Origin of the sequence: Brevundimonas sp. AJA228-03 (assembly GCF_017795885.1) — a bacterium.
In the GTDB taxonomy this organism is placed as follows: domain Bacteria; phylum Pseudomonadota; class Alphaproteobacteria; order Caulobacterales; family Caulobacteraceae; genus Brevundimonas.
This window is the reverse complement of record NZ_CP059297.1, coordinates 2,169,551-2,189,975: the sequence shown is the minus strand read 5'-3', so window position 1 is coordinate 2,189,975 and position 20,425 is coordinate 2,169,551. Positions and strand designations below refer to the sequence as shown.

At 65.7% G+C, this 20,425-nt stretch carries 19 protein-coding genes; 9 read left to right on the top strand and 10 right to left on the bottom strand.

Going from position 1 to position 20,425, the window contains the following annotated elements:
* Positions 1 to 238 precede the first annotated feature (238 nt).
* Positions 239 to 421: a hypothetical protein gene (locus HZ989_RS10945; protein ID WP_209320862.1), complete on the bottom strand. Its 183-nt coding sequence runs from the start codon at positions 419 to 421 to the stop codon at positions 239 to 241.
* Between the two features lie 160 nt (positions 422 to 581).
* Between HZ989_RS10945 and HZ989_RS10940 the strand changes: the two genes are divergently transcribed.
* The gene (locus HZ989_RS10940; protein ID WP_209320861.1) at positions 582 to 2,051 is read left to right on the top strand and encodes a phospholipase D-like domain-containing protein; all 1,470 of its coding nucleotides are present in this window, start codon (positions 582 to 584) and stop codon (positions 2,049 to 2,051) included.
* Here the strand turns inward: HZ989_RS10940 and HZ989_RS10935 are convergent.
* The 5 genes from HZ989_RS10935 to HZ989_RS10915 all read right to left on the bottom strand — a co-directional run bounded on the left by HZ989_RS10935 (position 2,039) and on the right by HZ989_RS10915 (position 5,971).
* Positions 2,039 to 2,776: an endonuclease/exonuclease/phosphatase family protein gene (locus tag HZ989_RS10935; protein ID WP_209320860.1), complete on the bottom strand. Its 738-nt coding sequence runs from the start codon at positions 2,774 to 2,776 to the stop codon at positions 2,039 to 2,041. The two genes, HZ989_RS10940 and HZ989_RS10935, sit on opposite strands and share 13 nt — an antisense overlap.
* A 44-nt stretch (positions 2,777 to 2,820) precedes the next feature.
* Complete coding sequence (locus HZ989_RS10930; protein WP_245162344.1) at positions 2,821 to 3,507, bottom strand: TPM domain-containing protein; 687 nt, start codon at positions 3,505 to 3,507, stop codon at positions 2,821 to 2,823.
* A complete protein-coding gene (locus tag HZ989_RS10925; protein ID WP_209320858.1) occupies positions 3,507 to 4,271 on the bottom strand; it encodes a YgcG family protein in 765 nt (254 codons plus the stop codon). Before HZ989_RS10925 ends, HZ989_RS10930 begins: the two co-directional genes overlap by 1 nt.
* Positions 4,272 to 4,324: 53 nt before the next feature.
* Entirely contained in the window at positions 4,325 to 4,975 is a 651-nt protein-coding gene (locus tag HZ989_RS10920; protein ID WP_209320857.1) for a LemA family protein, read from the bottom strand.
* A gap of 72 nt (positions 4,976 to 5,047) precedes the next feature.
* The gene (locus HZ989_RS10915) at positions 5,048 to 5,971 is read right to left on the bottom strand and encodes a bifunctional methylenetetrahydrofolate dehydrogenase/methenyltetrahydrofolate cyclohydrolase (protein ID WP_209320856.1); all 924 of its coding nucleotides are present in this window, start codon (positions 5,969 to 5,971) and stop codon (positions 5,048 to 5,050) included.
* A 102-nt stretch (positions 5,972 to 6,073) separates the two neighbouring features.
* Here HZ989_RS10915 and HZ989_RS10910 point away from each other — a divergent pair, with 102 nt between their 5' ends.
* Positions 6,074 to 7,921 (top strand): PPC domain-containing protein, encoded by a 1,848-nt coding sequence (locus HZ989_RS10910; RefSeq protein WP_209320855.1) that lies wholly within the window; start codon positions 6,074 to 6,076, stop codon positions 7,919 to 7,921.
* A gap of 223 nt (positions 7,922 to 8,144) precedes the next feature.
* Positions 8,145 to 9,224 carry a hydratase gene (locus HZ989_RS10905; protein WP_245162343.1) on the top strand — a complete coding sequence of 360 codons (1,080 nt, stop codon included), beginning with the start codon at positions 8,145 to 8,147 and terminating at the stop codon, positions 9,222 to 9,224.
* Between the two features lie 10 nt (positions 9,225 to 9,234).
* On the opposite strand, the gene HZ989_RS10900 is transcribed toward HZ989_RS10905, so the two are convergent.
* Entirely contained in the window at positions 9,235 to 10,374 is a 1,140-nt protein-coding gene (locus tag HZ989_RS10900) for an ATP-grasp domain-containing protein (RefSeq protein ID WP_209320854.1), read from the bottom strand.
* Positions 10,371 to 11,774: a cytochrome P450 gene (locus tag HZ989_RS10895; RefSeq protein ID WP_209320853.1), complete on the bottom strand. Its 1,404-nt coding sequence runs from the start codon at positions 11,772 to 11,774 to the stop codon at positions 10,371 to 10,373. Before HZ989_RS10895 ends, HZ989_RS10900 begins: the two co-directional genes overlap by 4 nt.
* A 100-nt stretch (positions 11,775 to 11,874) precedes the next feature.
* On the opposite strand from HZ989_RS10895, the gene HZ989_RS10890 reads away from it, so the two are divergent.
* The 5 genes from HZ989_RS10890 (at position 11,875) to HZ989_RS10870 (ending at position 18,010) form a co-directional block, all read left to right on the top strand.
* A complete protein-coding gene (locus tag HZ989_RS10890) occupies positions 11,875 to 12,603 on the top strand; it encodes a hypothetical protein (RefSeq protein WP_209320852.1) in 729 nt (242 codons plus the stop codon).
* Positions 12,600 to 14,129 carry a 1-hydroxycarotenoid 3,4-desaturase CrtD gene (gene crtD, locus HZ989_RS10885; RefSeq protein ID WP_209320851.1) on the top strand — a complete coding sequence of 510 codons (1,530 nt, stop codon included), beginning with the start codon at positions 12,600 to 12,602 and terminating at the stop codon, positions 14,127 to 14,129. The genes HZ989_RS10890 and crtD overlap by 4 nt, the downstream gene beginning before the upstream one ends.
* A gap of 271 nt (positions 14,130 to 14,400) precedes the next feature.
* Entirely contained in the window at positions 14,401 to 15,573 is a 1,173-nt protein-coding gene (gene crtY / locus HZ989_RS10880) for a lycopene beta-cyclase CrtY (protein WP_209320850.1), read from the top strand.
* Positions 15,570 to 17,072, top strand: coding sequence for a phytoene desaturase (locus HZ989_RS10875; RefSeq protein WP_209320849.1), 1,503 nt, complete (start codon positions 15,570 to 15,572; stop codon positions 17,070 to 17,072). The genes crtY and HZ989_RS10875 overlap by 4 nt, the downstream gene beginning before the upstream one ends.
* Positions 17,069 to 18,010, top strand: coding sequence for a phytoene/squalene synthase family protein (locus HZ989_RS10870; RefSeq protein ID WP_209320848.1), 942 nt, complete (start codon positions 17,069 to 17,071; stop codon positions 18,008 to 18,010). Before HZ989_RS10875 ends, HZ989_RS10870 begins: the two co-directional genes overlap by 4 nt.
* On the opposite strand, the gene HZ989_RS10865 is transcribed toward HZ989_RS10870, so the two are convergent.
* Positions 17,982 to 18,731 carry a fatty acid desaturase gene (locus HZ989_RS10865; RefSeq protein WP_209320847.1) on the bottom strand — a complete coding sequence of 250 codons (750 nt, stop codon included), beginning with the start codon at positions 18,729 to 18,731 and terminating at the stop codon, positions 17,982 to 17,984. The two genes, HZ989_RS10870 and HZ989_RS10865, sit on opposite strands and share 29 nt — an antisense overlap.
* Positions 18,728 to 19,225: a sterol desaturase family protein gene (locus HZ989_RS10860; protein ID WP_209320846.1), complete on the bottom strand. Its 498-nt coding sequence runs from the start codon at positions 19,223 to 19,225 to the stop codon at positions 18,728 to 18,730. The genes HZ989_RS10865 and HZ989_RS10860 overlap by 4 nt, the downstream gene beginning before the upstream one ends.
* 94 nt (positions 19,226 to 19,319) lie before the next feature.
* Between HZ989_RS10860 and fni the strand changes: the two genes are divergently transcribed.
* Positions 19,320 to 20,348: a type 2 isopentenyl-diphosphate Delta-isomerase gene (gene fni / locus HZ989_RS10855; protein WP_209320845.1), complete on the top strand. Its 1,029-nt coding sequence runs from the start codon at positions 19,320 to 19,322 to the stop codon at positions 20,346 to 20,348.
* The last annotated feature ends 77 nt before the right edge of the window (positions 20,349 to 20,425 follow it).

Below are 20,425 nucleotides of genomic sequence, written 5' to 3'. Positions count from 1 at the left end.
AGGCACCTGGTCGGGAATTGAGATATCGTCCGAAGGTGGTGCCTCGGCGTCCGGGCTTACCTCGGGGTCGGTCAGAACAAGCGGCGGCCGTTGGCGGGACTTCATTAAAGGTCAATCTCGTTTGGCGGGCGCGCGGCGTTCCGTGCCAGGTGCACCCGTGACCCTAGAGCCTGATCCCGGAGGGCGAAAGCATTTCGGGTTCAGGAAACACGCGTCAGGCGAAATCAGTCGTGTCGCATCAGCACTTCTGATCGCGACGTGCGGCGATGAAATCGGCCCTGGCCGGCTGGTCGCAGTCTCGAACGCGGTGCACCTCGGGCGACGCGCGCTGTGGGCGCTCGATGTCAACGCCGAACTGGGACAGCGCTGCCGTGACGAGCAGCGCGATAAAGCCAGCCAGCAATTCGATCAGCGCCTGCACCTGAGTGCTCCCTTCGACCCTTTCGCCTTATGCCTGATTTCAGAGTGTCACACAATCCGGTGGTGGAACCGATGCGCAGCTGTGCCATTGACGATACCAGCCCTCAATGGGACGAAAAGGGCGATCCGGCAGGATCATTCAGGCGGGCGGGTCGATCAACATGGAGCAGGCGGTCGACCACGCGACCCTGGACGCCTCGGCGGTCCTGGTTCCCGGCGACACCTGCTGGCGTATCGAGACGGCCGATCGGCTGTCGATCCTGATGGAGAACGAGGCCTATTTCGACGCCTTGTCGTCGGCCCTGGACAAGGCCCGACGGTCGGTCGTGGTGCTGGGGTGGCAGTTCGATCCGAGAACCCGTCTGGATCCGGAAACAAGGACCGGAGACCGCCAGGCCGAGATCGGGCACCGGTTACGGTTGATGGTCAAGACGCGACCCGAGCTGGATGTGCGACTGTTGATCTGGAAGTCGCCCCTGCTGATCGCGGCGTCGCAGGGCTTCTATCCGCACAAGGCCCAGACCTGGTTCCGCAAGCGGATGGTGGAGTTCCGACTGGATTCGCCGGGTCCGATCGGAGCCTGTCATCACCAGAAGGCGGTCATCATCGACGATGCCGTGGCGTTCTGCGGGGGCGGGGACATTTCGGTCGATCGCTGGGATTCCACCGGGCATCTCGACGACGATCCGCGTCGACGCCAGCCGTCCGGCGTCATCTCTCCGCCCCGTCACGAAACCATGTGCGTCATGAGCGGTCCTGCGGCCATGGCGCTGGGCGATCTTGCGCGCGAACGCTGGTTCAAGGCGACGTGGGAGAGGACGGTGCCCGAACCGGCTGGAAGCGACCCGTGGCCCGACGACGTGCCGGTCGATTTCGAGAGCGTTCGCGTCGGCATCGCCCGGACCGAACCCGCATACGGCGGTCGGATTGAAGTCCGTGAGAACGAACGCCTGCATCTGGCGGCCATTCGGGGGGCCAGAAAGCTGATCTATATGGAGAACCAGTACTTCACCTCGCCGGTGATCGCCGGGGCCCTGGCCGAACGGCTGTCCGAACCGGACGGCCCCGAGATCGTGCTGGTCTCTACGGGACGCAGCCCCAGCTGGTTCGACAGCATGACGATGGACACGGCGCGTGCCGAGGTCCTGTTTCGGCTGGAAACGGCCGACGTCCACAACCGTTTCCTTGCCTTCAGCCCCAATACCCGGGGCGGCGAGCGGATCATCGTCCACGCCAAGGTGACCATCGTGGACGATCGCCTTTTGCGCATCGGTTCGACGAATATCAACAACCGCTCGCTGGGCTTCGACACCGAGTGCGATGTGGCCATCGCGCCGGACGACGCAGCTGGTCGGGAAAGAATTCGTGCCTATCGCCACCAGACCATCGGCCACTTCATCGGCGTCAGCGGGGACGCCTTCGCGGCGGCCGAGGCCGTCACGGGTTCGACGGGCAAGGCGATCCAGGATTTCGACACGGGACGCCTGTCGCCGCTGGGCGCGACGCCGCCCTCGATGGTCCAGCGCACGATCGCGGAATTCCAGCTGGGGGACCCCGTGTCGACCGCAGACGCCTTCCGTCCGTGGAAGCGGCGCAATCGGTCGCAGCGACCTCTGCCTCAGACGTCCTGAAACTCGAAATCGACGACCAGGGGCAGGTGATCCGAAGCCATCCGCGCCAGGGGTGAAAACGCAGCCCGGACCCCAACCACCCGGATGTGCGGACTGACGAAGGCGTGGTCGATGCGGATGGCCGGAAAGCCGGATGGGAAGGTCTTGATCGTCGGTCGTTGGCCGATCTGACGCTGGCAGTCCGCCAGCCTGCGGGTCAGGGTCTGGTAGGGTCGCGTGATCGAGGTCGCGTTGAAGTCGCCCGCCAGAATCGTTGGTCCCTGACAGTCGGCATGGCCCATCCAGTCCTTGCCGACCAGGGCGGCGGCCTGAAGCCGCTGTTCGCGCGGAACCAGCCCCAGGTGGGTGGTCAGGACATTCAAGGGCGGACAGTCCTGTTTTTCCACACGGGTCCAGAGGGCACCGCGCGGTTCCAGACCCGGGATGCCCCTGACGGTGGGCAAGGCCCCGACCCGGATCAGGCGCTCTGGCCAGCGGCTCAGGATCGCATCGCCGTACTCCTCCTGTTCGACCGTCATCGCGGCATGGAAGCGAACGGTCATGCCCAGGCTGTCGGCGATCGTCCGGGCCTGATCCACTCCACCTGTGCGGACCCTGCCGACGTCCAGTTCCTGGAGGCAGACGATGTCAGGATCGTGCTCGGCGATGACGGCGACGATCCGCTCGACATCCAGTCGACGATCCACGCCGACACAGCGGTGCACATTATAGGTCATGAGACGCATGACCGACCCGCTAGTCGATTATGCGGGCCAAGGCCATGCGGGTCTCAAATCTCGACGAGACGGTCTAGGACCTCGTTCGGGTTCGAGGGGCGCGGCGGAAAATGCTCCGCCAGAACGCCGCCTGCCAGTGCGATGGCCCTTTCAAAACCTTCTGCCGGGCGGCGGGCTTTCAGGCCAGCGGTCAGGACGGCGACGGAGTTGGCCCAGACGTCGGGATCGACACGGCTGTAGATCCCTTCATCGGCGATGATCTCGACCTGACGATCGGACAGGGCGGCGAAGATCAGAACGCCCGTCCTCTCACGCGTGACATGCAGGCCATGGGCCAGGAACTGATGCATGGCGGCCTGTCGGGCTCTGTCGCGCCGGATCGATCCGGGCGTGACGAGGCGCGTGACGGGCGGGATACGCAGGAACAGATAGGCCATGATGAAGATCGCTGCCTGGACGACGGCATAGACGCCGATGGTCCGACCGATCATCACGTCACGGGCGGCAAGGTGAGCGGCTTCCCAGGTCACGGCGAAACCGGGAAACCACCTGGCCTCGAACCCGAGGGGAATGAATGCCAGCGGCAGGATAAAGGCCACTGCTGCCGCCCAGACCAGGCTGACGTCCCGATAGGAAGACACCTGTCGCGCGAGGACACAGAAAATCTCGCCCGATGTCCGGGCCTCGGCCGCAGCGATGGCGGCGGCGATGGCGGCGTGTTCTTCAGGTTTGATCCGCATTACCATCCGCCGGAAGCCCCGCCACCGCCAAAACTGCCGCCGCCGCCGGAGAAGCCGCCGCCACCGCCGAAGCCGGAACCGCCGGAGCGACTGCTGGCTGCGCTGCTCAGGACATTGGCCGCTCCCCACAGGATCACGTCGCCCAGACCCTCCGGGCCGCGTCGACGCCGGCCCCTTCTTCCCGCACCGCGCATGAGGTTCAGCAACAGAAACAGAAAGATCAGCGCGATGATGAGGGCCGGAAAGAACGGTTCGTCGGCTTCGGTCGGAGCGGCGGCGACGGCCCGGGCCCGGGCTTCTGCGGGATCCAGTCTGAGCTGGCCGATCACGGCATCGACGCCGGCCGTGATGCCTCGTTCAAAGCCGCCTTCGCGGAAAGGCGGCAGAATGTCGTTCTGGATGATCTGGTTCGACAGGGCATCGGTCAGGACGGGTTCAAGCCCATAGCCGACCTCGATGCGCACCTTGCGTTCGTTGGGCGCGACAATCAGCAGGACGCCGCTGTCACTTTCGCTGCCGCCGATGCCCCAGGCCCGGCCGAGCCTGTAGCCGTAGTCCTCGATCTCGTAGTCCTGAAGGCTGGTCAGGGTGACCACGACGAACTGATCGCCCGTGTCGGTCTCCAATTGGGCCAGCCGGGCCGTAATCTCGGCTTCCCTTTCCGGGGACAGAAGCCGGGCCTGATCGACGACACGCCCGGAGAGCGCAGGAAAGTCCGGCTCGACCGCGAAAGCCGGCGTGCCCATGTACAGGACAACCACCATCGCTCCGACAAGGGCGACGGCACGGCGGGCAAGGCTGGCCAGGGAAACCAAAGTCACCGTGCCGGCGGCGTCGAGCCCGGCGCGTTTGTCGGCGCACCATTCAGGTTGAACTGCACCTGCGGCGCGGACTGTGCCTCTGCTGTGGCCGTGAACAGTTGCATCGGTTCCTCGCCCGAAAAGACGGTCCTGGCCCAGATCACGGTCGGGAAGGTGCGAAGGCTGATGTTATAGTCGCGCACCGCCTCGTTATAGTCGCGGCGCGCGATGGTGATGCGGTTTTCGGTGCCCTCAAGCTGCGACTGCAGCTGCAGGAAGCCCTGGTTGGCCTGAAGCTGGGGATAGGCCTCGACCGTGACCAAAAGACGCGAAAGGGCGCTGGTCAGCTGGCCCTGCGCCGCCTGGAACTGCTGGAAGGCCGCGGGGTCGCTGAGGGTCTCGGGCGTAACCTGAACGGCCGTGGCGCGGGCGCGGGCCTCGGTGACCTGCGTCAGGGTGGTGCGCTCCTGAATGGCGGCCCCCTGCACGGTAGCGACCAGGTTCGGGATCAGATCGGCGCGGCGCTGGTACTGGCTCTGCACATCGGCCCAGGCCGCCTGGGCGCGTTCCTGCTTGGTCGGGATGGTGTTGTAGCCGCAGGCCGAAAGCGCCGGAACCGCCAGTATGACGACGGCCGCCATACCGAAGCGCGAGTTGATGCGAACCATGGAAACCCTCCGTTCGACGGCCACCCGCCGCCTGTCTTCAAGTCGTGACTATCCGCGCATCGACGGTTTGCTTCAAGCATCCAGAGCCGATGGTACGATACCGTTCGCACGGCAGGCGGCGACATAGGTGTTGGCCAGCAGGCAGGCGATGGTCATGGGTCCGACTCCGCCGGGGACGGGTGTGATCGCACCCGCGACCTCGACGGCCTCGGCGAAGAGCACGTCGCCGACGACCCGCGTCTTGCCCTCGGCGGCCTTCACCGGATCGGCGGAGGGAACGCGGTTGATGCCCACGTCGATCACGGTCGCGCCGGGTTTGATCCAGTCGCCCCGGATCATCTCCGGTCGCCCGACCGCCGCGACCAGAATGTCTGCGGTCCGGCAAAGGGCGGGCAGATCCCGGCTGCGGGAGTGGGCGACGGTGACGGTGCAGTTCTCTGCCAGGAGCAGCTGCGCCATGGGTTTGCCGACGATGTTGGAGCGGCCGACGATCACCGCGTGCAGGCCCGAGAGATCCCTAAGCCGGGCCTTCAGCAACATGGTCGAGCCCAGCGGCGTGCAGGGGACCAGTCCTGGCAGTCCGACGGCCAGGCGGCCGGCATTGACGACGTGGAAGCCGTCGACGTCCTTGTCCGGGTCGATCGCGCCCAGCACTGCGGCCGAATCGATCTGCGAGGGCAGGGGCAGCTGCACGAGGATGCCGTGGATGCCCGGGTCCTCGTTCAGGGATTGAACCAGGTTCAGCAATTCGGCCTGGGTGGTCGTGTCGGGCAGTCTGTGGGTGTCGGACCGCATACCGGCGCGTGCGGTGGTTTCGCCCTTGTTGCGGACGTAGATCTGGCTGGCCGGATCCTCGCCGACAATCACGACAGCCAGACCCGGCTTGATTCCGTGTGACGTGATCAGAGCGCCTGTCGCGGCCGTGATGCGGCCCACGAGGCCTGCAGCGAAGACCTTCCCGTCGATGATCGTGGCGCGCATTGGGTCGTCCGCCATGATTGGCTCCTCATCCGTCAGGAATCGACCGGTGCGCGGCGATTTACAGTTGTCGCGGATCGTCGTCTATGTGCGCCACGGGCTTATCCCGGGGGAAACATCATGCGCCGTTCTTCTTTCGCCATCACCGTCAGCGCCATCGCTCTGCTCACCGCCGGTCAGGCTCTGGCCCAGGAGGTCACGCCTCTGCGTCTGGGTCAGTCCGTGACGGGCGAACTGACCGCAGAAGACACCAGGGTCGATAACGACGATGTCGGCCAGTTCGTCTACGACACCTATTCGGTCCGGCTTCGCGAAGGCCAGCGGGTCGAGGCGACGCTGCGCGCCGCATCGTTCGATGCCTATCTGGAGGCGTTCGTGGGCGATGCTACCGAGGCGTTCGCGTCTGACGACGATGGTCTCGAAGAAGGAACCGACTCGCGGATGCGTTTCGTGGCTCCTGCCTCCGGCACCTATCTGATCCGGGCGCGGACCCTGAGCGGTCTGGAAGGCGGAGACTATACGCTGCAGATCAGCGAACGCGCTGCCCCGCCCCGCGCCCCGCGCCCGACCGGACTGCGGATCGGGGAAGAGATCGATGGCCAGATCACGGACACCGATCCGGTGAACGACGATGACGCCCGTTACGACGCCTACAGCTTCCGCGCTCGCGAGGGTCAACGCTATGCGATCAGCCTGAACAGCGACGATTTCGATGCGGTCGTTCGGGTCGGTTCGGCCCGCGGCGTTTTCCAGGAAATCGCGTCCAATGACGATTCCGGCGCAGGAGGGCTGAACTCCTATCTGATCTTCACGGCACCGACCTCCGGCGACTTCATCGTGCGCGCCGCGCCGCTGGCTGGCACGACCAACGGTGCCTATACCCTCAAGGTTGAAGAGGCCGCACCGGCCGCGCCGCGCAATCCGATCGCCTTCGGCGAGACGGTGGAGGGCAACCTGGGCAGCCACAGGAACGATTTCGGTGTTCCGGCCGAGATCTATACTTTCCACGCCACAAGCGGTCAGCGGATCATCGCCACGATGAGTTCGGACTCGTTCGACACCTTCCTCGAATTGTTTGCCGAGCGAGCCCAGGACGCTGGTGGCCGCTATTCGGTCGACTCCGATGATGACAGCGCGGGCGAGGGCACCAACTCGCGCCTGACCTTCACCTTCTACGAGGACGGCGATTACGCCCTGGAGGCCCGGGCCTTCAACGGTGACGGGGAGGGGGCCTTCACCCTGACCTTCGAGGAGGCCCCGCCGCTGCCTGAACCTGCGCCGATCGCCGTGGGGGCGACCGTCCAGGGCGAGATCGTCGACGGCGACGCGACCGACGACGAAAACCGGGGCTATGACGCCTATCGTTTCACCGGCGTGGCCGGAAACCGTGTCCAGGCCATCATGCGCTCAGGTGATTTCGACACCTATCTGCAGATCGGAACGGCGGAGGGGGAGTTCTACGCCGCAGCCGAGGACGACGACGGTCTGGGTGAAGGCACGGACTCGCGCCTGAACTACATCCTGCCGGCCGACGGCGACTACATCGTCCGCGCCCTGCCGCTGTCGAGCGACGACAAGGGCCTGTATTCACTGGAGCTGATCGACCGGGGCCCGCAGCCCCTGCCGGGCAGCATCCTGGTGGGTGCGACGGCGCGGGGAACCCTGACCGATGACGACGGTCTGACCGAGGACGGCAGCTATTACGACGCCTACAAGGTCACGCTGAAGGCCGGCGAGAAGCTGCGGCTGACGATGGTTTCCAATGCGTTCGACGCCTATATCGATGTCGGTCAGGAAGATGAAAGCGGCGTGTTCACCTCGGTCATCTCGGACGATGACGGCCTGTCGGACACCCATGCCAAGATCGAGTGGAGTGTCGAGGAAGATGGTGACTATGTCATCCGCGCCCGCAGCTTCGCTTCGGGACAGGAAGGGGCCTATGCCCTGACGGTCGCACCCAGAGAGTAGTCTGACGTCAGACCAGGACAGGGGCTCCGATGGGAAATCATCGGAGCCTCTTTTCGTTTCAGCGCCCGGACGTCTGGCTGGCCGAGGCCAGATCGATCAAAAAGTGACAATCAAAATGGACACTCATGTGTCAACCCGGCTTGTCAGTCCGTGAAAAACGGTGCGACATGGTCGATGTGAAGGTGTGGACCCCGTCCCCCGGGCAATGAGGCGTTGGACAACGATGACGGCGATCCGGCTCGACCAGGAAGCAACAGCGCCCGCGCGTGGGAGTCACAGCTTCTATGCCGCCTTTGATCCTGTGTGGATAAGGCACGCGAGGGTCGCGAGGCGTTCGGCGGTTCTGCCGACCTTTGGCGGAGCGGGGCCCGACGGCGGACCCCGGTTCGACGCCGACGTCCCCCCGGGTGGATATCTCTGGTGGTATGTCGATGCCCAGAGCGACGATGGACTTTATGGTCTGACGCTGATCACCTTCATCGGCAGCGTCTTTTCTCCCTACTACGCCTGGTCAGGCTGGGCCGACCCGTTCAACCATTGCGCCGTCAACCTGGCGCTCTACCGGCTGGACGGCGGGGCAGGGCGCTGGGCCATGACCGAACGGCCGGAGCGCAAGCTGACGCGTGATGCCAGCCATATCTCGATCGGCCCGAGCAGCCTGTCCTGGGAGGGGGGCGTGCTGACGGCGACGATCGATGAGATCGCCAGCCCCTGGCCGGAGCGGCTGCGCGGCACGATCCGTCTGCGGCCAGAGGCGCTGACCGGTCGCGCCTTTGCCCTGGACGCCGCCCAGGACCATGTCTGGCAGCCGCTGGCCCCCCGGGCGCGGGTCGATGTCTCGTTCGATACGCCCGGTCTTTCCTGGAGTGGTGACGGCTATTTCGACACCAATCACGGCAGTGAACCTCTGGAGGCGCGGTTCCGGCGCTGGGATTGGTCACGAGCCCATACACCGGATGATGTCGTGCTGTTCTACGACGTTGACCGGCTCGATGGAGCCCGCCACGAACTGGCCTTGCGGGTCAACAGAAGCGGTGACATCGAGCGGGTCGAGGCCCCGCCGGCCAGGGCCTTGCCACGGACCCTGTGGGGAGTCCGGCGCAAGGCGCGCGGGGATGCCGAAGGCCGGATGAAGGTGACCCGGACGCTGGAGGACACCCCCTTCTATTCGCGCTCGGCCCTGTCGGGTGATGTGTTCGGGCGTCCGGCTTCGATCTGGCACGAGAGCCTGATGCTGGATCGGTTCAGCAATCCAGCCGTCCGATGCCTGCTGCCGTTCCGGATGCCGCGCGTGCCCTGGTAGCTCGACAGGCTCAGGTCGCCCCCTCGAACCAGCTGATGTCCGCCGTGGACACCTCGCCGAACGAGCGGCCCTGTCGGATCGAGGCGGCGATGATCTGAAAAGCTGTCACAGGCATGGAGATGAAGGGCCAGGGATCGCTGGCGTCCCAGGTCACGTCCCTGGCTTTCGTCAGGGCCTTGAGATTGGGGCCGAAGCGAACGGGGTCGAACACGGAGCTCTGGGTTTCTGTCAGGGTCGGATAGAATTGTTGCATCCAGCGCGCGGCCCGCAGTCGCGGCGGGGCGGCGGTCGGCTCCAGGGTGGCGGCGGCGAGATCCTGCGTCTCGATAAAATGAACCCCGCTGGTGACGCGGGGATTGCATTCGATAGCCTGAGGGCAGCCGTCTTCGTCGACGATGAAATCGAACGAAATGAAGCCTGTGTGGCGGGTTTTTGCGACGAAGTCCTCGACCCAGGCCTGGATCGCCGGATGCTCAACGCGTTCGAAGGCCACGGCGACGGTGCCGGACATGACGAGGCCGCGATAGACCACGGTCGTCGCGACCTGGCCCGCATGGGCGATCGAAAAGGTGCTGAAATGCTGGCCCCTGATGCGCTGTTGCACGATCTGGCGGGCGTCGGCGCTCGCGGGGCGGGGCGGGGTGCCCGCCGCTCCGAAGGCGATCCCGCGACCGGAACAGGACAGGGCCGGCTTGACCACATAGTCATTGGACAGGGCCAGGGCTTCGGCCGCCGCGCTGCCGAGCGCGGCCGTGCGCGGCACGGTCAGGCCACGACCGGCGGCCAGGGTGGCGAAGGTTTCCTTGTCGTGAAGCGCAAGCAACTGATCGACCGGGGGCGCATAGAGGTGCACGCCGGCGGGAAGCCGGTCGCGCAGATGGGCGACATGCATCGTCTCTTCGGACAGGGGCAGGACCAGGTCGACGCCTTCCCGTGTGACGATCTCCAGCAGAGCTTCGAGATAGGCCGCCTTGCCCGCCGACGGCGCGGGCGTGACCCGGCTCCTGGCCACGGTGTTGGACGCCCCCGTCAGATGGCTGCGGAACGGTTCTGCGACCACCACGCGCCAGCCCCGCGCGTGGAAGGCGCGCGCGAAGTCCAGCGCCTTCGGCAGCCGGCCGATGGTGATCAGAACGGTTCCCGCGGTCATGCCGCCTCGCTGGTCCGGCGCACGCGCACCATGACCTCCTCCGCCGGACGCGTCGTCAGCCGGGCGACCGGACGGACCCGTTCGGGATGGTCCACGCTGAAGCGATAGCGGCGCAAGAGGCGGCCAAGGATCAGGGTGGCCTCTGTCGTGGCGAAGGCCGCGCCGACGCAGACCCGGCGGCCGATCCCGAAAGGGATATAGGCCCCGGGCGTCATCTCGTGCTCGCGCTCGGGCAGGAAACGGTCCGGGTCAAAGGCGTGGGGGTTCTTCCAGAGCGCGCTGTGGCGGTGCAGCACCCAGGGCGCGATCATCACCATCGAGCCGCGCCGAAGCTGGTAGCGGCCGAACCTGACGGGTTTCAGGGCGACGCGGGGCAGGAAGGTGATCGGGGGATACAGGCGAAGGGTCTCGCGAAACACGTTGCGGGAAAAGGTCAGATGTCGGGTCTGCTCGAAGCTGATGGTCTCGTCCGGTGCCCGGTCACGCACTTCGGCCTCTATGCGATCAGCGATCTCGGGTCTCATCGCCGTGATGAAGAAGGACCAGGTGAGGGCGCTGGCGGTTGTTTCGTGGCCGGCGAGGAAGAAGACGCCCAGCTGGTCGATCACTTCCTCGCGCGTAAAGACCGTTTGGTCTTTCGGATCCCGGGCCCCGATGACGCTGGCGGCGATGTCGTCGAACGCGGCTCCGGCGGCGAGATGTCGGTCCAGCAATGCGCCGATGTGGTGGCGGATGCGGGCGCAGGCCTCCAGCACCGGACGGCTTTGGGGGATGGTGGTAAAGGCCTTGTCGAAGATCAGGCGGCGCAGTTCGACGTGGGCCACGCTGCGTTCGAAGACGGCGAAGGACTCAAACACATCGCGCGCGGCGTCATTGGCCAGCGAGGCGGAGAACACGGTGCGACAGATGATGTCGGCCGTCAGCTGACCCAGCATCATGTCGAGCGAGAACATCTCGCCCGTGCGACACCGCTCGTCGAGACGGGCCTCCATGTCGTCGACGGCTGCTGACATCGCCGGATAGGCCAGGCTCAACCGCATGTGGGAGAAGGATGGATCGATCATTCTCCGCTGGGCCCGCCAGCGATCCCCTGCCGAGACAAAGATACTGTCACCGACCAGGGGCTCCAGTGCCCCGACCATCAGGTCGCTCTTGGGAAAGACATCGTCCGGGTCGGCCAGGATCGCCCGGACGGTCTCCGGGTCATTGACGATCAGGATGAAGCGGCGGGAGTAACCCAGCGGACCGAACGGGACCTGATAGGCCGAGGCTGGCAAGAGGCTCAGCAGATTTCCCTCGCCGCGAAGGGCGGTGCGCACCAGGGCGGCGAGCGGCGGCAAAGGATCCGGCCCGGGCGGTTGGTACAGGTCAGGCAGGTCGGATCCGCGTGTCGGCCTCACCGCAGATTTTCCTTACGAACCATCCTGATCCCTTGAATCTTCGACCACTACGCTGAAGGATGAACAGAACGCCAGACGCCGCCGTCCGCAAGGCTCGACCATGTATCTTCTGTTCAAGAGTCTGATCGCGGTCCATATCCTTTTCGGTGCTGTGGGCCTGATAAGCTTCTGGATTCCCGTCTTCAGCCGGAAAGGGTCGCCCGCGCATCGGCTTTGGGGTCGCATCTTCGCGCGATGCATCCTGGTCGCCGGCGGGATCGCCATCCTGCTGTCCCTGTGCACACTCTACGCCCCTATGGAGACCCATCCTCACCTGGAGGACCCGGTCTTCGTGCGCGGGATCTTCGGCGTGCTCATGTTTCATCTGGGAGTGCTGACGGTGAACCTGGCCTGGTACGGCCGAGAGGTTTTGAAGAACAAGGCGAACCCGGCCGCAAACCGGCGCGGGGTGACCCTCTATCTGCAGGTCCTGCTGGGCCTGACCTCGGTCGGCTGTGTGATCGAGGGACTCGCGATCGGTCAGCCCCTGATCGTGGGGGCCTCGGTGATCGGCTTCGCGACCGTGGCGACAAACCTGATGCACATGCTCAACCCGGCTCCCCCGCCGAAGGCCTGGCTGAGAGAGCATGTCAAGGGCATCGTGGGGGCGGGGATTTCAGTCTACACGGCGTTCTTCGCCTTCGGAGCCGTTCGCATCATGCCTGAAATCGCGTTGCATCCGGGTCTTTGGGCCATCCCCCTGACGGTCGGATTGGGGCTGATCCTTTATCATTACTGGAAGATCAGTCAGTCCGGCTCGCAACTCGGGAAACTGGCCGCCGGCGAATGAAAGACCATCCGGTTCTGGTCATTGGCGCGGGCATGGGAGGTCTTGCCGCCGCCATCGATCTCGCGCGCGCCGGCTGTCAGGTCACGGTGGTCGACAAGGCCGCGACTCCCGGCGGCAAGATGCGTCAACTGCATCCGGATGGAGGCGCCGGCATCGACGCCGGCCCGACGGTGTTCACCATGCGTTGGGTGTTTGAAAGCCTGTTCGCCGACGCCGGGGCCAATCTTTCGGACTATGTGACCCTGGGCTCCGCCGGCGTCCTCGCCCGGCATGGCTGGACCAACGGTTCGCGGCTCGACCTGTTCGCCCGGATGGATCAGTCGATCGCGGCGATCGGCGACTTCGCCGGAAAGGCGGAGGCCGAGGGCTATCGCGCGTTCTGCGAGCGGAGCCAGGCCATGTACGCCGTGCTGCGTGACTCCTTCATTTCCGCACAGCGCCCGGGCTTGTTCGACATGGCCCCTCGCGTGGGACTGGCCGGGCTGCCCGCCCTGCTGGCCACCGCCCCCCACAGGACACTCTGGGCCGAGCTTGGCCGCTATTTCACCGATCCGCGCCTGCGGCAGCTGTTCGGTCGATACGCGACCTATACCGGGTCGTCGCCCTTTGCCGCTCCGGCGACGCTGATGCTCATCGCCCATGTCGAGAAGGATGGGGTCTGGTTTGTCGAGGGCGGCATGATCAATGTGGCGCTCGGAATGGAGGCCCTGGCCCGATCTCTGGGAGTGACTTTCCGATATGGTGAAGGGGTCACGGCAATCCTGCAGGCGGGCGGGCGCGCATCGGGTGTTCAACTGGCCTCGGGCGAGAGCCTCGCGGCCGACTCCATCGTCTTCAACGGCGATATCTCGGCCTTGAGGGGCGGCTTGATCAGCGGCACCCGAGCCGTCGGTCCGCAGCCTGTGGCATTGGCCCGGCGCTCGCTCTCGGCTGTGACATGGTGCGTGACCGGGCGAACCCGCGGCTTTCCGCTTTCGCACCACTCAGTCTTCTTTTCAGATACCTACGAAGACGAGTTCCGCCAGGTGTTTGGGCGTCAGTCCGTCTGCGAACAGCCCACCGTCTATGTGTGTGCCCAGGATCGCCATGATGACCGACAGCCGCCGGGGGAAACGGAACGGCTTTTGCTGCTGGTCAATGCGCCTGCGGTCGGAGATCGGGGGTCATTCGATCCCGTCCGTCTGGAAGAGGTACGCCGTCGGGCCTGGTCCGTTCTGGAGCGTTGCGGGCTCACGGTGGAGGCCGCGGACGAGGCCATGGTCGCGACGACGCCGGACGATTTCGAGCGGCTGTTCCCGGCCAGCGGCGGGGCACTGTATGGCCGGGCCAATCACGGACTGATGGGCAGTTTCCAGCGTCCCGGACCGGAGAGCGGGCTGGACGGGCTGTATCTTGCCGGCGGCGGGGTCCACCCCGGCCCGGGTATTCCGATGGCGACCCTGTCGGGGCGGCTGGCTGCCATGCGGCTTCTGTCCAGGACTCAAGGCGTCCACACCGGCTGGCGGCTCCCACAGAGTGCTCTCTAGAAACCGGACAGCGATCCCGAATGGTCATCGACCGTGAAAACGGCTCACATTTTCGTCGGTCTGGCCTTACAGAACCTTCGACGGATGGGGATCAGGTTCGAAATTCGACGAAGTCCGGGGCATGGATTCCCGGCGAGGAAGGGGACGGAGGCGGTGGCATGATCAGCAACGGGCAACGGCGCTCAGGCCCTCGGGGCCGGACGGGCGGATGTGCGGAAAGCGGGCCTGAAGCGCGGCTCCCCGGATCGCCGCAATCGGGCCTTTTGATCGGATGACCGCAGCGGCACCGGACTACGACCTGATTCTGGTCGGCGGGGGGCTCGCGTCCAGCCTGATCGCGTGGCGGCTGGCGCTCGATCGGCCTGATCTGCGGGTGGCTGTGATCGAGCGCGATGGCGCGCTTGGCGGAAACCACACGTGGTCGATCTTCGACAGCGACGTCGCCTCCGTCGATATGGAGTGGCTGACCCCGGCGATCGCGCATCGATGGTCCCGGGGCTATGAGGTCCATTTTCCCCGTCGCAGCCGGATCGTGACGACGGGTTACAGCAGCCTGACCTCCGAACGGCTTCACGCGACAGTCGCGCCCCTGCTGGGTGACCGGCTGATCCGCGGCGAGGCCGTCGTGGTGGATCGCGAGGGGGTCACCCTGGCCGACCAGCGCCGGCTCACCGCCGGCGGGGTGATTGACGCGCGCGGGCCGAAGCCGACGCGGGCACTGGATCTGGGCTGGCAGAGTTTTGTCGGACAGACGGTTCGACTGACCGAGCCTCATGGCCTGACCCGGCCAACGATCATGGACGCCACGGTCGAACAGTTCGGGGCCTACCGGTTCGTCTATCTGCTGCCGTTCGACGACCGTACGGTCATGGTGGAGGACACCTATTACGCCGATCGTCCGGAGCTCGACCGGCCGGCCCTGAAGCAGCGCATTGACGCCTACATCCGCTCGCGCGGCTGGGCGGTCGAGGCGGTTGTCGCCGAGGAGGAGGGCGTCCTGCCCATCGCGCTGGACGGCGATATCGACGCGTTCTGGGCGGACGGAGAACCCGTGGCCCGCGCCGGTCTTCTGGGCGGGTTGTTTCACCCGGTGACGGGCTATTCCCTGCCCGACGCCGTCCTTCTGGCCCGGCTGATCGCCGGGCAGCAGGACCTGTCGTCCGCGGGTCTCAGACGGCTGACGGAATCCTATTCCAAAGGGATCTGGCGGGATCGCGCCTTCTATCGTTTGCTGAACCGGATGTTGTTCAGGGCCGCTGAGCCGGGAGAACGCTGGCGCGTGTTCCAGAGATTCTATGGACTGTCGGACGGCGTGCTGCGGCGCTTCTACGCAGGCAGGAGTAACCTGCTCGACAAGGTGCGTATCCTCACAGGAAAACCGCCCGTGCCTTTTGTTCGGGCGCTGCGGCAGGTCCGCGAGACAGGACGAGGAAGTCGGGCATGAGAGACGTGGCAGCAAGACGCGCGGTTGTGATCGGGGCGGGCTTTGGCGGCATCGCCCTGGCCATCCGTCTGCAACGCGCGGGGGTTCAGACCACGCTTGTCGAGAAGCGCGACAAGGCCGGAGGCCGGGCCTATGTCTGGAAGGAACAGGGCTTCACCTTCGATGCCGGCCCGACGGTCATCACCGACCCCGACTGCCTGACCGAACTCTTCGAGGGCACGGGATCGGAGCTGAAGGACTATGTCGAGCTGATGCCGGTCGACCCCTTCTACCGGCTGTGCTGGGAAGACGGGGCCTTCTTCGACTACAACAACGACCAGGCGGCCATGGAGCGCCAGATGGCGGCCTTCAATCCGGCCGACGTCAAGGGTTACGAGCAGTTTCACGCCCATTCCGAAGCCCTGTATCAGGAGGGCTATATCAAGCTCGGCTCTGTCCCGTTCCAGTCGTTCTGGACCATGATGAAGGCTGCGCCGGTCCTGGCCCGTCTCGAGGCGTGGAACAGCGTCTATGATATGGTGGCGCGCTATATCCAGGATCCGCATCTACGCCAGGCGTTCAGCTTCCATACCCTCCTGGTGGGGGGAAATCCGTTCAAGTCGAGCTCGGTTTATTCGCTGATCCATGCACTGGAGCGCCGCGGCGGCGTGTGGTTCGCCCGTGGCGGGACCGGAGCCCTGATCGCGGGGCTTATCCGCTTCTTCGAGGATCTCGGTGGGGTCGTCCGGCTGAACAGCGCGGTCGAGCGGATCGAGACCGAGGGCGAGCGGGCCACGGGGGTTGTCCTCGAGGGGGGAGAGGTCATCCCGGCCGATATGGTCGCTTCCAACGCCGATGTGGTTCATACCTACGACCGCCTTCTGGGCCAAAGCCCGCGCGGAAAAGCCAAGGCAAAATCTCTGAAATCAAAACGATTCTCCATGTCGCTCTTCGTGCTGCATTTCGGGACGTCGAAGCCGCAGTCGCATCTGGCGCACCATACGATCTGTTTCGGGGCCCGATATCGCGAACTGATCTCGGAGATCTTCGCCGGCCCGTCCCTGCCGGAGGATTTCTCGCTGTATCTGCACGCGCCGTGCGCCACCGATCCGTCGATGGCCCCCGAGGGCATGAGCAGCCACTATGTCCTGTCGCCCGTGCCGCACCTCGGCACCGCCGACATCGACTGGTCGGTGAAAGGGCCGGAGTACCGCGAGAGGATCATCGATTACCTTGAGGAACGCTATATTCCGAACCTGCGCCGGGATCTGGTCACCACCCGCATCTGGACGCCCCTGGATTTCAAGGACGACCTGAACGCCCATCTGGGCTCGGCTTTCTCGCTTGAGCCGATCCTGACGCAGAGTGCGTGGTTCCGGCCGCACAACCGCGATGACGTCATCCCGAACCTTTACATTGTCGGGGCAGGCACCCATCCGGGTGCGGGCATCCCCGGAGTGGTCGGCTCTGCCAAGGCCACGGCAGGCTTGATGCTGGAACAGGGGCAGACTGTCCGGTGACCGCAGATGCTGTCCTCGCCGCCTCAAAGGCTTCGATCACCAAGGGGTCCAGGAGTTTTCGCTCTGCCTCGCGGCTGTTCGACCCGGCGGTGCGAGAGGATGCCTGGCTGCTCTATGCCTGGTGCCGGGCCTGTGACGACGAGATCGATGGCCAGGATCATGGCTTTGGCCATGAGGCGTTGAGCGTCGAGGAGCAGAAGCGTCGGCTGGCGCGACTTTACGACATGACGCGGCGGGCCATGACCGGCGAGCCGATGTCAGACCCGACGTTCGCCGCCTTCCAGCGCGTGGCCATCCGTCATCGCCTGCCGGAACGCTGGGCCATGGACATGATCGACGGGTTCGCCATGGACGTGGAGCACCGCGACTATGTCACCCTCGATGATGTCATGGCCTATTGCTGGCATGTGGCAGGGGTGGTCGGAGTCATGATGGCGCGGGTCATGGGCGTAACGGACCCCGAGGTTCTGAGGCGCGCGCAGGATCTGGGTCTGGCCTTCCAGCTGACCAACATCTCGCGCGACGTGATCGAGGATGCCGAAGGCGGTCGCGTCTATCTGCCGGCCGACTGGCTGGTCGAGGCGGGCCTTGAACCCACGGCCGAAGCCGTCGCTGACCCCGGCAATCGCGAGACCGTCCATAGGGTGACACGGCGGCTGCTGGCGGTGGCCGAGCCCTATTACGACAGTGCGCGCGATGGTCTGCGCGGCCTGCCGTTCCGATCGTCGATGGCGATCGCGGCGGCGCGGGGCGTCTATCGTGAGATCGGCCGCAAGGTCCGGCGGGGCGGGCCGGGCGTCTGGAAGAGGCGCGTTTCGGTCGGCCGGGCGATGAAGCTGTGGCTGTTCGGCCGGGGGGCCTTGATCGCCGTCTGGACCCAGACCCTGGATCGCGGCAAGGCCCCGCCGCCTAGACAGGCTCTGTGGACGCGGGTCTGACGGGCTGGGCCTTCAGCGACGGCAGCCGCCACCACGGCGTCGTCGGCGAGCTGTGGTGCTCGTGGTGCAGGCCGAAGTGGAAGCAGGTCAGCAGCGACAGGATCCACGGCATCGGCAGGGTTCGGGCGTTGTGGTGGTCGATGAAGCCAGCACCGGACTTCTCGTGTCGGTGGGGCAGCCAGGTGCCGAAGACGAACAGCTGCAGGGCGCTGACGATCGCGGGCAGGCCCCAGAATAGCATCATGTTCAGCGGGTTCGCCTTCAGGACGAACAGATAGACTACAACCACAGCCATGACGATCAGGAGTTCGCGCAGGCCGAAATAGCGGGTGAAGAAGGCGACGAACCAGGGACCGAAGGCCTCGGGCCGGTCGGCGTGGAAGTCCGGGTCGGCGGCGCTGCCGGGCGCGCGGTGATGCTGGTGGTGGCAGACATTGAGGGTGCGGAACGAGAAAGCTGCATAGGCTCCGACGCACAGCTGGCCGATCGCCGCATTCAGGCGCGGTCGACCGGGGGCCAGCGAGCCGTGCATCGAATCGTGCGCGACGATGAACATACCGGCGCCCAGCCAGCTCTGGGCCAGGATCAGTAGAGGGGCTAGGGCCACCGCGGGCCACGAAAGGCTCTGGAAAAAGACGCCCCAAACATGCAGCGTCAGCCACCCGCCGACGATCAACAGGGCCAGCGTCAGGCCGATGGCGGTCTGGCGGACCGGGCTCACGGCGTGGTCTCGCCGAGGCGTTCGGCCCGGCGCGCTTTCAGGATGGCGTTCAGCCGGTGGGGGTTCGGGGCGAGGACGAAGCCGAAGGACACGGCCCCCTCTCGCGTCTGGACCGCATGATGCAGCCTGTGTGCCTGGACCAGTCGACGGGCATATCCGTTCCTCGGCATCCAGTGGAAGGGCCAGCGCTGGTGCACCAGACCATCATGCACGAAGGCATAGACGACCCCGTAAAGGGTGACGCCCAGGGCGATCGCACGAATCCACCACAGGTCGGTCAGCCAGGCCAGGACGAACAGGCCGCATCCGACGATTGCGCCGACCACGCCGTAAAGATCGTTGACCTCGAACATCTTGTCGTGCGGCTCGTGGTGATCGCGGTGCCAGGCCCAGCCAAGGGGGCCGTGCATCACATAGCGATGCGTGGTCCAGGCGACGCCTTCCATCAGAAAGAAGACGGCCACGGTCAGGGCGGTGAACCAGAAGGCCAGCATGATCTGAACTCTACCCGCTGGACCCCGATGCTGCCAGCGTGACAGATCACCTCTGTTGCGCCTATCGACGGCCAACGAGATTGTGGAGCGCCTGTTGTCCGGACCGAGCATCACCGATCGCAAGGATCAGCACCTGGACGTGGTCCTGTCCGGCGGGGGGCGTCATGCCCGCGACGCCGGGTTCGATGCGGTTCGTTTCGTGCACGAAGCGCTGCCGGATCTGGACCACGCCAGGATCGACCTTGGTGTCGACTTCCTGGGGCACCGGCTGCGCGCCCCCTTGCTGATCAGCTCGATGACCGGGGGACCGTCCCGGGCAGAGGCGATCAATGCGCATCTGGCCGAGGCGGCGCAGGCCCTGGGCATCGCTCTGGCGGTCGGGTCGCAGCGCGCGGCCCTTGAGGATGGCGGCGGGTCGGGGCTGAACCAGTCGCTGCGGGATCGGGCCCCGGACACACCGATTCTGGCCAATATCGGTGCGGCACAGCTGACGCGCGGCTTTGGCCTCGACGAGGCCCGGCGCATCATCGACATGATCGGGGCCGATGCCCTGATCGTGCACCTGAATCCGCTTCAGGAGGCCTGCCAGCCCGAGGGCGATCGCGATTGGTCGGGTGTCGGCGCGGCCCTTGAGGCGCTGATCCTCCGACTGGACGCACCGGTCGTGGTCAAGGAGACGGGGGCCGGTCTCTCCGCTGCGACCGCACGGCGGCTGTTTGCGATGGGCGTTTCGGCGATCGATATCGCCGGCGCGGGGGGAGCGAATTGGGGCTTGATCGAGGGAGAGCGGGCCAACGATCCCTCTGACAAGACCCACGCCCTGGCCTTCGCCGACTGGGGCATTCCGACGGTCCAGGCGATTCAGGCGGCGCGCCAGGCGTGCCCCGCAGGGTTCATCATCGGCTCGGGCGGCATCCGCGATGGTGTCGATGCGGCCAAGGCGATCCGGCTCGGTGCCGACCTCGTCGGCCAGGCGGCGGGCGTCCTGCAGGCTGCGACGGTTTCGACCGAGGCCGTGATCGACCACTTTCAGATCATCATCCGGCAGATGCGGACCGCGTGCTTCTGCACCGGGTCGGCTGATCTCCAGGCGTTGCGCAAGGCCGAGCTGATCCAGAGCTGACCCGTTCTGCCGCGCGACGAACGCACGCGTGGCTGGAAGCCACCTGTGCCGGAATCGTCCATGATGTCCTTGATGCG

What these genes read in the sequence shown, in the direction of transcription:
- HZ989_RS10940 (WP_209320861.1), top strand. Translation starts at nt 582, where the DNA reads ATGGAGCAGGCGGTCGACCACGCGACCCTGGACGCCTCGGCGGTCCTG.
- HZ989_RS10935 (WP_209320860.1), bottom strand. Translation starts at nt 2,776, where the DNA reads ATGCGTCTCATGACCTATAATGTGCACCGCTGTGTCGGCGTGGATCGT.
- HZ989_RS10930 (WP_245162344.1), bottom strand. Translation starts at nt 3,507, where the DNA reads ATGCGGATCAAACCTGAAGAACACGCCGCCATCGCCGCCGCCATCGCT.
- HZ989_RS10925 (WP_209320858.1), bottom strand. Translation starts at nt 4,271, where the DNA reads ATGGTGGTTGTCCTGTACATGGGCACGCCGGCTTTCGCGGTCGAGCCG.
- HZ989_RS10920 (WP_209320857.1), bottom strand. Translation starts at nt 4,975, where the DNA reads ATGGTTCGCATCAACTCGCGCTTCGGTATGGCGGCCGTCGTCATACTG.
- HZ989_RS10915 (WP_209320856.1), bottom strand. Translation starts at nt 5,971, where the DNA reads ATGGCGGACGACCCAATGCGCGCCACGATCATCGACGGGAAGGTCTTC.
- HZ989_RS10910 (WP_209320855.1), top strand. Translation starts at nt 6,074, where the DNA reads ATGCGCCGTTCTTCTTTCGCCATCACCGTCAGCGCCATCGCTCTGCTC.
- HZ989_RS10905 (WP_245162343.1), top strand. Translation starts at nt 8,145, where the DNA reads ATGACGGCGATCCGGCTCGACCAGGAAGCAACAGCGCCCGCGCGTGGG.
- HZ989_RS10900 (WP_209320854.1), bottom strand. Translation starts at nt 10,374, where the DNA reads ATGACCGCGGGAACCGTTCTGATCACCATCGGCCGGCTGCCGAAGGCG.
- HZ989_RS10890 (WP_209320852.1), top strand. Translation starts at nt 11,875, where the DNA reads ATGTATCTTCTGTTCAAGAGTCTGATCGCGGTCCATATCCTTTTCGGT.
- crtD (WP_209320851.1), top strand. Translation starts at nt 12,600, where the DNA reads ATGAAAGACCATCCGGTTCTGGTCATTGGCGCGGGCATGGGAGGTCTT.
- crtY (WP_209320850.1), top strand. Translation starts at nt 14,401, where the DNA reads ATGACCGCAGCGGCACCGGACTACGACCTGATTCTGGTCGGCGGGGGG.
- HZ989_RS10875 (WP_209320849.1), top strand. Translation starts at nt 15,570, where the DNA reads ATGAGAGACGTGGCAGCAAGACGCGCGGTTGTGATCGGGGCGGGCTTT.
- HZ989_RS10860 (WP_209320846.1), bottom strand. Translation starts at nt 19,225, where the DNA reads ATGCTGGCCTTCTGGTTCACCGCCCTGACCGTGGCCGTCTTCTTTCTG.